The sequence below is a fragment of the Pseudomonas akapageensis genome (assembly GCF_011355085.1).
Taxonomy (GTDB): domain Bacteria; phylum Pseudomonadota; class Gammaproteobacteria; order Pseudomonadales; family Pseudomonadaceae; genus Aquipseudomonas; species Aquipseudomonas akapageensis.
Genome location: NZ_VXCP01000002.1, coordinates 441,484 through 453,468, shown reverse-complemented (window position 1 = coordinate 453,468; position 11,985 = coordinate 441,484). Strand labels below are relative to the sequence as shown.

Annotated in this window: 13 protein-coding genes and 1 pseudogene; 9 read left to right on the top strand and 5 right to left on the bottom strand. The window is 60.6% G+C overall.

Annotated elements, in window-relative coordinates; all coding sequences use genetic code 11:
• Positions 1–9: 9 nt before the first annotated feature.
• Both F2S13_RS03970 and F2S13_RS03965 read left to right on the top strand, forming a co-directional pair.
• A complete protein-coding gene (locus F2S13_RS03970) occupies positions 10–972 on the top strand; it encodes an alpha/beta hydrolase (RefSeq protein ID WP_166359147.1) in 963 nt (320 codons plus the stop codon).
• Positions 973–1,079: 107 nt separating this feature from the next.
• The gene (locus F2S13_RS03965) at positions 1,080–1,877 is read left to right on the top strand and encodes a hypothetical protein (RefSeq protein ID WP_166359146.1); all 798 of its coding nucleotides are present in this window, start codon (positions 1,080–1,082) and stop codon (positions 1,875–1,877) included.
• A 111-nt stretch (positions 1,878–1,988) separates the two neighbouring features.
• On the opposite strand, the gene prmB is transcribed toward F2S13_RS03965, so the two are convergent.
• Positions 1,989–2,897, bottom strand: a complete 909-nt coding sequence (prmB, locus tag F2S13_RS03960) for a 50S ribosomal protein L3 N(5)-glutamine methyltransferase (RefSeq protein ID WP_166359145.1) — start codon at positions 2,895–2,897, stop codon at positions 1,989–1,991.
• Between the two features lie 188 nt (positions 2,898–3,085).
• Here prmB and F2S13_RS03955 point away from each other — a divergent pair, with 188 nt between their 5' ends.
• The 5 genes from F2S13_RS03955 to F2S13_RS03935 all read left to right on the top strand — a co-directional run bounded on the left by F2S13_RS03955 (position 3,086) and on the right by F2S13_RS03935 (position 5,798).
• Positions 3,086–3,682 (top strand): cysteine hydrolase family protein, encoded by a 597-nt coding sequence (locus tag F2S13_RS03955; RefSeq protein ID WP_166359144.1) that lies wholly within the window; start codon positions 3,086–3,088, stop codon positions 3,680–3,682.
• A 131-nt stretch (positions 3,683–3,813) separates the two neighbouring features.
• Entirely contained in the window at positions 3,814–4,134 is a 321-nt protein-coding gene (locus F2S13_RS03950) for a hypothetical protein (protein ID WP_166359143.1), read from the top strand.
• A gap of 55 nt (positions 4,135–4,189) precedes the next feature.
• Positions 4,190–4,747, top strand: coding sequence for a Smr/MutS family protein (locus tag F2S13_RS03945; RefSeq protein WP_166359142.1), 558 nt, complete (start codon positions 4,190–4,192; stop codon positions 4,745–4,747).
• Between the two features lie 70 nt (positions 4,748–4,817).
• Positions 4,818–5,363 carry a GTP cyclohydrolase I FolE gene (gene folE, locus F2S13_RS03940; protein WP_178118974.1) on the top strand — a complete coding sequence of 182 codons (546 nt, stop codon included), beginning with the start codon at positions 4,818–4,820 and terminating at the stop codon, positions 5,361–5,363.
• Between the two features lie 63 nt (positions 5,364–5,426).
• Entirely contained in the window at positions 5,427–5,798 is a 372-nt protein-coding gene (locus F2S13_RS03935; RefSeq protein ID WP_166359140.1) for a glutathione S-transferase N-terminal domain-containing protein, read from the top strand.
• A 127-nt stretch (positions 5,799–5,925) separates the two neighbouring features.
• On the opposite strand, the gene F2S13_RS03930 is transcribed toward F2S13_RS03935, so the two are convergent.
• The gene (locus F2S13_RS03930) at positions 5,926–6,312 is read right to left on the bottom strand and encodes a lysozyme inhibitor LprI family protein (RefSeq protein WP_166359139.1); all 387 of its coding nucleotides are present in this window, start codon (positions 6,310–6,312) and stop codon (positions 5,926–5,928) included.
• A gap of 157 nt (positions 6,313–6,469) precedes the next feature.
• Between F2S13_RS03930 and F2S13_RS03925 the strand changes: the two genes are divergently transcribed.
• Positions 6,470–7,660, top strand: coding sequence for a benzoate/H(+) symporter BenE family transporter (locus F2S13_RS03925; protein ID WP_166359138.1), 1,191 nt, complete (start codon positions 6,470–6,472; stop codon positions 7,658–7,660).
• 110 nt (positions 7,661–7,770) lie between these two features.
• Here F2S13_RS03925 and F2S13_RS29770 read toward each other — a convergent pair whose 3' ends face one another.
• The 3 genes and pseudogenes from F2S13_RS29770 to F2S13_RS03915 form a co-directional block, all read right to left on the bottom strand.
• Positions 7,771–8,634 (bottom strand): methyl-accepting chemotaxis protein, encoded by an 864-nt coding sequence (locus F2S13_RS29770; protein WP_425500211.1) that lies wholly within the window; start codon positions 8,632–8,634, stop codon positions 7,771–7,773.
• A pseudogene (locus F2S13_RS29765) lies at positions 8,632–8,829 on the bottom strand (HAMP domain-containing protein); the annotation flags it as partial. The gene F2S13_RS29770 and the pseudogene F2S13_RS29765, both read right to left, overlap by 3 nt.
• Before the next feature lie 1,068 nt (positions 8,830–9,897).
• Positions 9,898–10,659 carry an SDR family oxidoreductase gene (locus F2S13_RS03915; RefSeq protein WP_166359136.1) on the bottom strand — a complete coding sequence of 254 codons (762 nt, stop codon included), beginning with the start codon at positions 10,657–10,659 and terminating at the stop codon, positions 9,898–9,900.
• A gap of 227 nt (positions 10,660–10,886) precedes the next feature.
• Here F2S13_RS03915 and F2S13_RS03910 point away from each other — a divergent pair, with 227 nt between their 5' ends.
• Positions 10,887–11,891, top strand: coding sequence for an NADP-dependent oxidoreductase (locus tag F2S13_RS03910; protein ID WP_166359135.1), 1,005 nt, complete (start codon positions 10,887–10,889; stop codon positions 11,889–11,891).
• Positions 11,892–11,985: the final 94 nt, after the last annotated feature.

Here is an 11,985-nt window from a genome sequence, read left to right as displayed (position 1 = left end):
GATGGCTTGATGATGTTGCGGATTTTGATGCTGGCCCTATTGCTGTGCTGCGGCCTGGCCCAGGCAGCCAGCCCTGGCGTATTGCAGCGGCCGATCAGCCTCGACACCGGCAGCGGCATCCTCAAGGGCAGCTTGCTGCTGCCACGCTCGGACGTCCCGGTACCGGTGGTGTTGATCATTGCCGGCTCCGGTCCCACCGACCGCGACGGCAACAACCCCGCCGGTGGGCGTAACGACAGCCTCAAGCGCCTGGCCCTGCTCCTGGCCAAAAATGGCATTGCCAGCGTGCGCTATGACAAGCGCGGGGTGGCCGAGAGTTTTGCCGCCCAGCCCGATGAACGCAAACTCAGCGTGGACGCCTACGTCGCTGATGCCGTGGCCTGGAGCCAGAAGCTCAAGCGCGACCCGCGGCTGGGCCCGCTGATTTTGCTGGGCCACAGTGAAGGCGCGCTGATCGCCAGCCTCGCTGCCGGGCAGGTCGATGCCCAGGCTGTGATTTCTCTGGCCGGCAGTGCGCGCCCCATCGATCAAGTGCTGCGCGAACAATTGCAGGCACGCCTGCCCCGCCCTTTGTTGCCTCGCGCCCTGGAGTTGATCGACCACCTCAAGGCCGGCCAGACCGACGCCAACGTGCCCCCGCAACTGCAGGTGATCTTTCGTCCCAGCGTCCAACCCTACCTGATTTCGTTGTTTCGCCAGGACCCGGCAGCCGCCTTCGCCCAGCTGAAAATGCCGGCCTTGATCGTCCAGGGGCGAAATGACATGCAGGTCGACGTCAAGGACGCCGAGCTGCTCAAGACGGCCAAACCCGATGCCGACCTCGCCCTGATCGATGGCATGAATCATGTGCTGCGCATTGTTCCCCAGGACCTGAAACAGCAACTGGACTCTTACGACGACCCAAGCCTGCCGCTGGCTGCGCAAATGGGTCGTCGAGTCATCGGCTTCATTCAGGCGTTACCGGCAAGTTGAGCGAATTTGCACGCAAGGCACCCTCCAGTCCTGGAGAAATTGGCCGATAAGCCAATGCTGGCAGTCAGTTCGTTGCCGGTTTTGCTGCGCGAAAGAGGATCGCCTTGATGACTGATGCCCAAACCCAGGACTCTCCCGAAGTCGCTGCCGAGCAGCCTGCTGTGGAAGAAGTGGCCAAACCGTGGGCGGACGTTGTGCCCGAGCAGTTCCATATGCTGCGCCTGGCCCCGCTGCCGACCGACCGCAGCACCGGCGGGCGTCCGTTGCGCTTTGTCCAATATGGCCGCGCCGAACGTCACAGCAAGGATCTCAGCCTGCTGCGACTGGCCGTGCAACTACCAGGGCAGCGAGTACGCAAGGAACAGAATCACCTGGACGTCTGGGTCGACCATCAGACGCACCACGTACAGATCGAGCCGACCGGCGGCCTGCAAATGGAGCCGCTCAACCGGGGCCTGGGACGCTTTCTGATCGCCCAAGGCATTCTCTGGGCGCAAAAAAGATGGTCGCACTATCGCGTCGAAGGCATGGCTCTGCCGAGCAAGGATGGCCTGAACGAGGATACCCGCCTGCGCCGCGATCATGTCTTGCGCAGCCATGGCCTGATCGTTGAATACGCGGATGCACAGCACCTGAAGGCGCGCTTCGCGGAGGTTCAGGTGGGTGAACTGACCGGGACCTGGAACAAGGAGAAAGTGCAGGTCGTGGAAATCCTCGACGCCGCGAGCATGCTGCAACAGGCCGAGCAGAACCTGCAGGAGCTGGACGTCAAACTGCGTGAAAAGGAAGAGCGGGTCAGCCAGTACAAGCGCGAAGATATCGGCTTGCGCTTTACCATCACCTGCCTGGTGGCCTTTGCGGTGTTCCAGGCGGGGTTGTTGATCTGGATTGCTACGCATCGTTGAATCGGGTGTGTCCGTGCGGGCCTCATCGCTGGCAAGCCAGCTCCCACAGGGTATGTGTACTGCCGAACCCTGTGGGAGCTGGCTTGCCAGCGATGAGGCCCTCAAGACCAATCAAACTCTGGAAGCAAACAACCCCTGATGCTGCCGGCACTGCTCGGCCGTCAACATGAACACCCCATGCCCACCGCGAGCGAACTCCAGCCAGGCGAAGTCCACTTCCGGGTAAAGATCCTGGACATGCACCTGACTGTTGCCGACCTCCACGATCAGCAAGCCCTTTTCATTGAGATGGTCCGCCGCCTCGGCCAGCATCCGCCGCACCAGGTCCAGGCCGTCGTCGCCGCAGGCCAGCCCCAGCTCCGGCTCGTGGTGATACTCCTCGGGCATGTCGGCGAAGTCTTCGGCATCGACATAGGGCGGGTTGGATACGATCAAGTCGAAACGCTGTCCCGGCAGACCACTGAAGCCATCCCCCTGTACGCCGTAGACCCGCTCCTCCAGACCATGTCGTTCGATGTTCTGGTTGGCCACTTCCAGGGCTTCGAATGACAAGTCGGCCAGCACCACCTCGGCATGGGGAAAAACATCGGCGCAAGCAATGCCGATGCAGCCCGAACCGGTGCACAGGTCGAGAATGCGCGCAGGCTCGGCGTGCAGCCAGGGCTCGAAGCGCTTTTCGATCAGCTCGCCAATCGGTGAGCGCGGAATCAGCACACGCTCATCGACAATGAAGGACATGCCGCAGAACCAGGCCTCGCCCAACAGGTAGGCCGTGGGCACGCGCTCTTCGATACGACGCTTGATCAGTTGCTGCACGTGAACCAGCTCATCGTCTTCCAGGCGGCAGTCCAGATAGCTGTCGGCGATTTCCCATGGCAGATGGACGGCACCCAGCACCAATAGCCGCGCCTCGTCCCAGGCGTTGTCGGTGCCATGACCGAAAAACAGCTCTTCCTGATGGAAACGGCTGACAGCCCAACGGATGTGGTCGCGCAGGGTGCGCAGGCGGGAAGTGATCACGGTAAACTCCTTGAAATACGACCTGCGATTCTAACAGCCAAACGCAGGTTTTGATTCCCTGAAGCGTTGTTTCGGTGTTCTGGCAAGTGGCTACACGCCAGTAACCACGCTGCCTGCAAGCGAAGCGATTCACATAAGTGCTCCAGCAGGGGACAATGTCGCAAAAGCCCTACTCAAAGGAGCCCTCGATGCCCGTTCCAAAGACGATGTTCCAACTCAGTGGCAAAGGCTATCCGCCGGCCACTCTGAAGACCCACCATGCCAGCCTGGTGATTATCGACGCGCAACGGGAATACCTCAGCGGTCCCCTGGCACTGTCGGGCATGGATGAGGCGGTTGCCAACATCGCGCAATTGCTGGCTGCCGCGCGCAAGGCCGGTCGTCCCGTGGTGCACGTTCGCCACCTGGGTACGGTGGGTGGCCTGTTCGACCCACAGGGCGAGCGCGGCGCCTTCATTCCGGAGCTTGCACCCCAGGGCGACGAAGCCATCGTGGAAAAACGCCTGCCCAACGCATTCCACGGCACCAACCTGCAGACCCTGCTGGAAAAACTCGGCCACCTGGACCTGATCGTCTGCGGATTCATGAGCCATTCCAGCGTCAGCACCACCGTACGTGCGGCCAAGGACTATGGTTACCGTTGCACCCTGGCTGAAGATGCCTGCGCCACCCGCGACCTGCCCTTCAAGGACGGCGTGCTCAGCGCTCTGCATGTTCAACAGACCGAAATGGCAATCATGGCGGACAACTTCGCCAGTGTGGCACTGACCAAAGATTTGATTTGATGTGCGCTCCGGAGCGATGGCCCGATGGCCGTCCATCCGATTAGACCCGGCAACTGTGGTAAATGACCAGAACGCCGGAACCACCTTGCACCGTTTCGGTCCAAGGCCCGATATCCATAGAGGAAATCGGAATGAAGTTATCCGATGGTTTCGACGCCCGACGACTGCGCCAACGCGAACCGCGCAATTGGCGCATGCGACTGGGCGCGGCATTTTCCGCATTGCTGGCAACCCTGGGCGTGCTCCTGGCCATGGCCGGTGCCGCCAGCCTGCTTGGGCACCCACCGGCCCTGGGCGAACTCAATGCGAGCCCGCTGGGTGCTGCCCTGGTCATTGCGGCCGGCGTGTTGCTGCTGTATCTCGGCGTCCGCTTGTGGCGCGCCTGCCGGCGCCGCATGCGCCGTGGCCAGGAACTGAACCTGGCACCGCACCTGATGAAAAAACACGACTGAGCAGAACCCTCTGCAGGGCGAGTCGCGTAAACTGGACCTCCTAGCGGAGGCTTACATGCAAGACGACGATTTTTCCCTGTTCAAAAGCCAGATGCACGGCGTCAAGCCGATCAAGCATGATCGGGCCGACACTGGCAAACCCAAGGCTGATCGCAAACATCTGGACACCCTGCGCCAGGCAGCAACCATTCGCAGCAACGACACCACGGTTGATGGCTTGTCCGATCAGTTTGTGATCGATGTCGGCCCGGAAGACGAACTGCACTGGTCGCGCGACGGCGTTCAGGAAGGCCAGATGCGCAAGTTGAAGCTCGGCCAGATCGGCTTCGAAGGCAGCCTGGACCTGCACGGCATGAGTGTCGAGAAAGCCCGGGAAACCCTGTGGGCCTTTCTCGCCGAGGCTACCCGTTTCGAGGTCCGCTGCGTACGCGTCACCCATGGCAAGGCCGTGCGTCTGGACGGCAAACGTCCTATGATAAAAAGTCACGTCAACACGTGGCTGCGTCAACACCCTCAGGTGCTGGGCTTCACTTCATGCCAACCCCGTCATGGCGGCGCCGGCGCGGTCTATGTGATGCTCAAGCGAACCATGCTCGAGGGTCGTGACGAATAGCTTGTACTTGCAGCGCCGTCACAGCCGCCGTACCCTTCGCGTTTGCGATAAAAATCCTACAGGTAGGACCATGTCCCTGGAACAGAACTACACCGCGATTCTCGGCCAGATCGGCGAGGATCCATTCCGTGAAGGCCTGCGCGACACGCCAAAGCGTGCTGCCAAAGCCATGCAGTACCTTTGCCGCGGTTATGAACAAACCCTGGAAGAAGTCACCAATGGTGCCTTGTTCAGCTCCGATAACAGCGAAATGGTCCTGGTCAGGGACATCGAGTTGTACTCGCTGTGCGAACACCATCTGCTGCCTTTCATCGGCAAGGCGCATGTCGCCTATATCCCCAATGGCAAAGTGCTGGGCCTGTCGAAAGTCGCGCGGATTGTGGATATGTATGCCCGCCGCCTGCAAATCCAGGAAAACCTCAGCCGCCAGATCGCCGAGGCGGTCCAGCAAGTGACCGGTGCCCTGGGTGTCGCGGTAGTGATCGAAGCCAAGCACATGTGCATGATGATGCGCGGTGTGGAAAAACAGAACTCGGAGATGATTACTTCGGTAATGCTCGGTGATTTCCGCGAAAACGCGGCGACTCGCAGCGAGTTTCTTAGCCTGATCAAGTAATCGGCTACTCAAAAAACCGGCCTGTTCAGGTCGGTTTTTTTTATTGTTCGGAGCGTTCAATCCATGATTGTCAAAGCACTGCGGGTTGGCCTGGGCCAGCTTATCGTTTTCCTCGACTTCATTACTCGCCCACGCAAGCAGAAACGCAGCGCTGCGGCCCAGAAACAGGTCGAACAGGCCGCCAAGGGGCTGACCCTGTATCAATTCCACGCCTGCCCATTCTGCGTGAAGACGCGCCGTACCCTGCACCGCCTGAATGTGCCGGTTGCCCTGCGTGACGCCAGGAAAAACGAGCAGGATCGCCAGACACTGCTCAACGAAGGCGGCAAGATCAAGGTGCCGTGCCTGCGCATCGAAGAGAACGGCAAGACCACCTGGATGTATGAATCCAAGGTGATCATCGATTACCTGAACAAGCGCTTCGCCGCCGCATAACCTGTAGCCGCTGCCGCCAGGCTGCGCTGAGGTCCGACAGGACCTCCAATGCGGTCTTGAAATCTTACGCCCGCTATCGCGCGCGAGCGCAGCCTGCGGCAGCGGCTACAACGCGGCAACCGCGTCGTCAGCGAGGGCAATCCTCGCTGCGGCACTGTGTAAATGCCTTCAACTGCTGCGCCCGCAGCCGCGTATGCTCGGCCAGGCATTTGGCCTGAAGCAGCGGCCAGATCGAACCCGAGTCCTCGGCCTTCCCCACCTGATACAGGCAATCGGCATCGCGAAAGGCGATCCATTTGCGCTGGGCGTCCTTGAATGCCTGCTGCTGTTTCGCATTCTGCAAGTACGCCAGCTGCTCCTTGTAATAGCGATTGAGGTCGGCATCGGCCTTGGCGAGTTCGCTATTGGCGCATTGGTTCATGGCCTGCTGATTGGCGTCGCAATCTTCTGCGGCGTGGGCAGTGAAAGGAAGTATTGCTGCCACCAGCACAAGGCTCGAGAAGAGGTATCGCATAGGCACTCCATTGATTGTCATCCAGAGTCTAATGGATGCAGGCCTACCAATGCGCCCATGACTGTATGGCTAATTGCGACTCTCGCTGTATCGCAACACTCCCCGGGCTGCGCGGTAGTCTGAAAAAACTGCCTACACCTGCTAAAGGATTGCTCCCATGTCCGACGCCACGCCTGCACAATTGCGCCCGCTGGCCGACTCATCCCCGTCTGCCGTCGTCGCCGGTTTCATTGCAATGATGACCGGCTACACCAGTTCGCTGGTGCTGATGTTCCAGGCCGGCCAGGCCGCCGGGCTGAGCAGCGGGCAGATATCCTCGTGGATCTGGGCCCTGTCGATCGGCATGGCGGCATGCAGCATTGGCCTGTCATTGCGTTATCGCACGCCGATCACCGTGGCCTGGTCGACACCGGGCGCGGCCCTGTTGATTACCAGTCTGTCGGGGGTGAGTTACGGTGAGGCCATCGGTGCATACATCACCTGCGCCGTGCTGGTCCTGATCTGCGGCCTGACCGGCAGCTTCGAACGCCTGGTCAAGCGCCTGCCCTCCTCCCTGGCGGCGGCACTGCTGGCCGGCATTCTGTTCAAGATCGGCAGTGAGATTTTCGTCGCCGCGCAACACCGCACCGGTCTGGTGCTGGGCATGTTCTTCACCTACCTGCTGATGAAACGGTTGTCACCGCGCTACGCGGTACTCGCGGCCCTGCTGATCGGCACGGCCCTGTCCGGCTTCATGGGGCTACTGGATTTCAGCGGTTTCAGCCTGGAGGTGGCGACCCCAGTGTGGACCACACCGTCGTTCTCACTCGCCGCCACCATCAGCATCGGCATCCCGTTGTTCGTGGTCGCCATGACGTCGCAGAACATGCCCGGCATCGCGGTCCTGCGCGCCGATGGCTACAACGTCCCGGCTTCACCGCTGATCTCGGTGACTGGTTTCGCCTCTTTGCTGCTGGCCCCCTTTGGCTCCCACGGCATCAACCTGGCAGCCATCAGTGCGGCGATCTGCACGGGTCCGCATGCCCATGAAGACCGTAACAAGCGCTATACGGCGGCGGTCTGGTGCGGGATTTTCTACGGCATCGCCGGGACCTTCGGCGCAACCCTCGCGGCGCTGTTCGCCGCCCTACCCAAGGAACTGGTGCTGTCGATAGCCGCCTTGGCCTTGTTCGGCTCGATCATCAACGGCCTGACCATTGCCATGAACGAAGCCAGGGAGCGCGAGGCGGCGCTGATTACCTTTATGGTCACCGCCTCGGGGTTGACGTTGTTTTCGATCGGTTCGGCGTTCTGGGGGATTGTGGCGGGGGTGGTGACGTTGCTGATTTTGAATTGGCGTAATGACTGAGGCCTTCATCGCTGGCAAGCCAGCTCCCACAGAGGACTTAGGATGCCTGTCTCTGTGGGAGCTGGCTTGCCAGCGATGGGGCCCTGACAGGCAACAAAGTATGTGACAGCCTAAAGCCGGAAATGCCCCACCATCCCCTTCAACTCACGCCCCAACTGCGCCAGCTCGATACTGGACGCCGCATTGCCCTGCATCGCCAGCGCCGACTGATCGGCGCTGCTGCGGATACTGGTAACGCTGCGGTTGATCTCTTCAGCCACCGAACTTTGCTCCTCGGCAGCCGCGGCTATTTGCTGGTTCATCTGCTGAATCAATGACACCGCCGCCGCAATGCTGCCCAGTGCACTTTCAGTCTGCAGCGCGTCGCTCACCGCCAGTTTCACCAGCTCGCCGCTGCTCTGGATCTGCGCGACAGACGATTGCGCCCCGCTGCGCAAGGCACTGACCAGCCGCTCGATTTCCTCGGTGGACTGTTGCGTGCGCCGGGCAAGCGCCCGCACCTCATCGGCCACCACGGCAAAACCGCGCCCCTGCTCACCGGCCCTGGCCGCCTCGATCGCCGCGTTGAGCGCCAGCAGGTTGGTCTGTTCGGCGACACTCTTGATGACTTCGAGCACCGTGCCGATGTTCTGAATTTCGGCACTCAGGCTCTCGATGCTCTGGCTGGCGGATGTCGCGGAGCTGGCCAATTGTTCGATCCGCTGCAAGCTCTGACGCACCACTTGCTGGCCGCTATCCACCTTGTCATCGGCCGTCTGGGCTGCCTGGGCCGCCTCTTCGGCATTGCGCGCCACATCGTGCACCGTGGCCGTCATCTGGTTCATGGCAGTGGCGACCTGCTCTGTTTCCTCCTTCTGGCTGCTGACTTCCAGATTGGTCTGCTCGGTCACGGCCGACAGCGATTGGGCGGAACTGGCCAACTGCTCGATCCCGGCCTGCAAGCCGCTGACGATGCCGCTCAAGCCAGTGCCCATCTGCTGCATGGCCTGCATCAACTGGCCGATTTCATCGCGTCGGTTGACTTCGATCGTACCGCTCAAATCACCTGCGGCAATCTGCTGGGCGCGGCCAATGACACTGCGCAAGGGACCGACGATCAGACGCGTGATGATCCAGGCCGCCAGCACCCCGACCAGCAGGGCAAGCACCGATGAGGCAATAATCAGCATCGCATTGTTCTTCAACTCCACCTGCATCGCGTCGTCCTGGGCGACATAGGCCTGGTCGACCAGCGTCACCACCTGGTCGGCGCGCTCATGCAGATGCAGGTTGACCTGCTTTTCCTTTGCCAGCAGATCGGTGTATTCGGACAGTTTCTCGCTGAAGCTGGTGATATGGGTGATGACTTCACCCAGCACTGTCTGATAGCCGGCGTCCTGCACTTTGTTCTTGAGTTCACCCGCCAGCGCCAAGGCCTGGTCGGCCTGTGCGATCTTGCCTTGGGTTGCGCTGTCGTCGGTGCCCTTGCGGCTTTGATCCAGGCGTACACGCGCCTCATCCATCGCCTGCAGCATCAGGCGGGCAACCTGACTGACCTGATTGGCCTGCTCGATGAATTCAGCCCCTTTCTGCCCCTGGGAATCCTTCAGGGTATAGCTGCCATCGTCGGCAAGACCGGCCTGGAGTACATCGAGGTTATTGGCAACGCTCGACACCGACCAACTGGCCATGTCCAGCGCCAGATCCTTCGACTGGGTCAACTCCACGAACTGATCGAAGGCCTGGCGATAGTCCACGAGCGCCTGCTCGACCCCATTCATCACCGGCACATTGGCCGCTGCCAAGGTCTTGAGCTGCGCCGCTTGCGCCTGCAAACCCTCGACCCCTTCATGCAAGGCATCGACTGCCTTGACGTCCGAATGCAAGGCGAACTCCTGCTCCAGCAGGCGCACCTTGAGCAAGCCGCGATTGAGCGCCGACATCTGTTTGAGACCATCGAAACGCTGGCTGATGGTCTGCAGCGAGATAATGCCGATCGCTGCGACCAGTGCAGTCAGCAGCAACACCAGGGCAAAGCCCACCCCCATTTTCTTTGCCATGCCCAGGTTGGCAAAGCGTCCACTCACGGCCCCATTCATTGCACGCACTCCCCCATCCGATGCTCAATGGCGACAAGCCCACCGATGATCGGCGCAGAGTGGCAATGGCGCCGGTCACTGCACAAGCCTGTGGCGCCGGATTAATGGCAAAAAGCTACGTCGGCGTCGCATTCAGGACGGTCGAGGTCGGCCTGACGATCAAATAGCCGTCGCGCCCCCGTCCACGGCCAGGGCATGACCCGTAGTGAATGCCGCCCCGTCACAGCACAGGTAAAGCACGGCACTGGCGATCTCTTCGACCTTGCCGATACGCCCGACCGGGTGCATGGTCGCGACGAAATCGGCCTTGCGCGGGTCTGCTTCATGAGCACGGCGGAACATGTCGGTGTCGATCACTGCCGGACAGACTGCATTGACACGGATTTTTTTCTTCGCGTATTCGACAGCCGCCGATTTGGTCAAACCGATCACAGCATGCTTCGAAGCGCTGTAGATGCTCATCTTCGGCGCAGCGCCCAGGCCGGCCACCGAAGCCGTATTGACGATGGCGCCGCCGCCCTGGGCCAACATCAACGGCAACTGGTGTTTCATGCACAACCAGACACCCTTGACGTTAACGCCCATGATTGCATCGAACTCGGCCTCGCTGCCTTCGGCCAGCTTGCCCTTTTCGATCTCGATACCAGCATTGTTGAACGCATAGTCCAGGCGCCCGTAGGTGCTGATGGTCTGCTCCATCAACTGCTGAACATCGGCTTCTCGGGTAACGTTGCACGGCACAAAAACGGCATCGCCACCTGCCGCACGAATCAGCTCGACCGTGCCCTCACCGCCAGCTGTATCCAGATCCGCCACTACAACCTTCAAACCCTCGGCTGCAAATGCCAGCGCTGTTGCGCGGCCGATGCCTGCGGCCGCGCCGGTTACCATTGCCACTTGCCCGGAAAAAGTCATGCTCATAGATCGGTCCTCTGCTGTGTGGGTAATCGATTCGCAGTCTAGTGAGCCGGTGAGCGGGCCTGGCAGCACTATTACAGGGCCGGTTGGCGGTTTATGAGTTGCAGTGATAACAGCCAAATAGTGCATCATCAGGATCGATCAAGACCTATTCGCAACATCTGAATACCTTGCTCCCGAAGCCTCGACGGTCTATCAACACAGCTTGATTCCTCCCTTGAGAGCCTGAGATGACTGCCCAAACCAACCGTCAATTTCTCCTCGCCCAGCGCCCGGTCGGAGCCGTAACCCGAGACAACTTCACCTTCCGCGACGAGCCTGTGGGTACGCCTGCCGATGGCCAGATTCTGGTGAAGGTTGAATACCTGTCACTGGACCCGGCCATGCGCGGCTGGATGAACGAAGGCAAATCCTATATTCCGCCGGTCGCCATCGGACAGGTCATGCGGGCACTGGGTGTGGGTAAGGTGGTTGCATCGCAGCACCCGAACTTTGCCGTCGGCGATTACGTCAACGGCGCCCTCGGCGTGCAGGATTATTTCCTCGGCGAGCCTACCGGTTTCTACAAGGTCGACCCGAAACTGGCCCCTCTGCCACGTTACCTGTCGGCGCTGGGCATGACCGGCATGACCGCCTACTTCGCCCTGCTTGACGTTGGCGCTCCCAAGGCCGGTGAAACCGTGGTGATCTCGGGCGCCGCCGGCGCGGTCGGCAGCATTGCCGGGCAGATTGCCAGGCTCAAGGGCTGCCGAGTCGTTGGCATCGCCGGCGGCAAGGACAAATGCCAGTTCCTGATCGATGAACTGGGCTTCGATGGCGCTATCGACTACAAGAACGAAGACGTCATCACCGGGCTCAAACGCGAATGCCCGAAAGGCGTGGACGTGTATTTCGACAACGTCGGCGGCGACATCCTCGACGCGGTGCTCAGCCGCCTGGCTTTCAAGGCCCGCGTGGTGATCTGCGGTGCCATCAGCCAGTACAACAACAAGGAAGCGGTCAAGGGCCCGGCCAACTATCTGGCGCTGCTGGTCAACCGTGCACGCATGGAAGGTTTCGTGGTGATGGACTATGCCGCGCAATTCGCTGCCGCCGGGCAGGAAATGGCCGGATGGCTGGCCGAGGGGCAATTGAAGAGCAAGGAAGATATCGTCGAAGGTCTGGAAACGTTTCCCGAGACCTTGTTGAAATTGTTCAGCGGGGAGAATTTTGGGAAGTTGGTGCTAAAAGTTTAATTTTTTACGAGTGCTCCGCACTCGATCGCGGGCAAGCCCGCTCCCACAGGGTTCGGCAGTGTACATACCCTGTGGGAGCTGCGGTGCGACGATT

Coding starts and splice junctions, on each gene's coding strand:
- F2S13_RS03970 (WP_166359147.1), top strand. CDS start 10: ATGATGTTGCGGATTTTGATGCTGGCCCTATTGCTGTGCTGCGGCCTG.
- F2S13_RS03965 (WP_166359146.1), top strand. CDS start 1,080: ATGACTGATGCCCAAACCCAGGACTCTCCCGAAGTCGCTGCCGAGCAG.
- F2S13_RS03955 (WP_166359144.1), top strand. CDS start 3,086: ATGCCCGTTCCAAAGACGATGTTCCAACTCAGTGGCAAAGGCTATCCG.
- F2S13_RS03950 (WP_166359143.1), top strand. CDS start 3,814: ATGAAGTTATCCGATGGTTTCGACGCCCGACGACTGCGCCAACGCGAA.
- F2S13_RS03945 (WP_166359142.1), top strand. CDS start 4,190: ATGCAAGACGACGATTTTTCCCTGTTCAAAAGCCAGATGCACGGCGTC.
- folE (WP_178118974.1), top strand. CDS start 4,818: ATGTCCCTGGAACAGAACTACACCGCGATTCTCGGCCAGATCGGCGAG.
- F2S13_RS03935 (WP_166359140.1), top strand. CDS start 5,427: ATGATTGTCAAAGCACTGCGGGTTGGCCTGGGCCAGCTTATCGTTTTC.
- F2S13_RS03930 (WP_166359139.1), bottom strand. CDS start 6,312: ATGCGATACCTCTTCTCGAGCCTTGTGCTGGTGGCAGCAATACTTCCT.
- F2S13_RS03925 (WP_166359138.1), top strand. CDS start 6,470: ATGTCCGACGCCACGCCTGCACAATTGCGCCCGCTGGCCGACTCATCC.
- F2S13_RS29770 (WP_425500211.1), bottom strand. CDS start 8,634: ATGGGCACTGGCTTGAGCGGCATCGTCAGCGGCTTGCAGGCCGGGATC.
- F2S13_RS03915 (WP_166359136.1), bottom strand. CDS start 10,659: ATGAGCATGACTTTTTCCGGGCAAGTGGCAATGGTAACCGGCGCGGCC.
- F2S13_RS03910 (WP_166359135.1), top strand. CDS start 10,887: ATGACTGCCCAAACCAACCGTCAATTTCTCCTCGCCCAGCGCCCGGTC.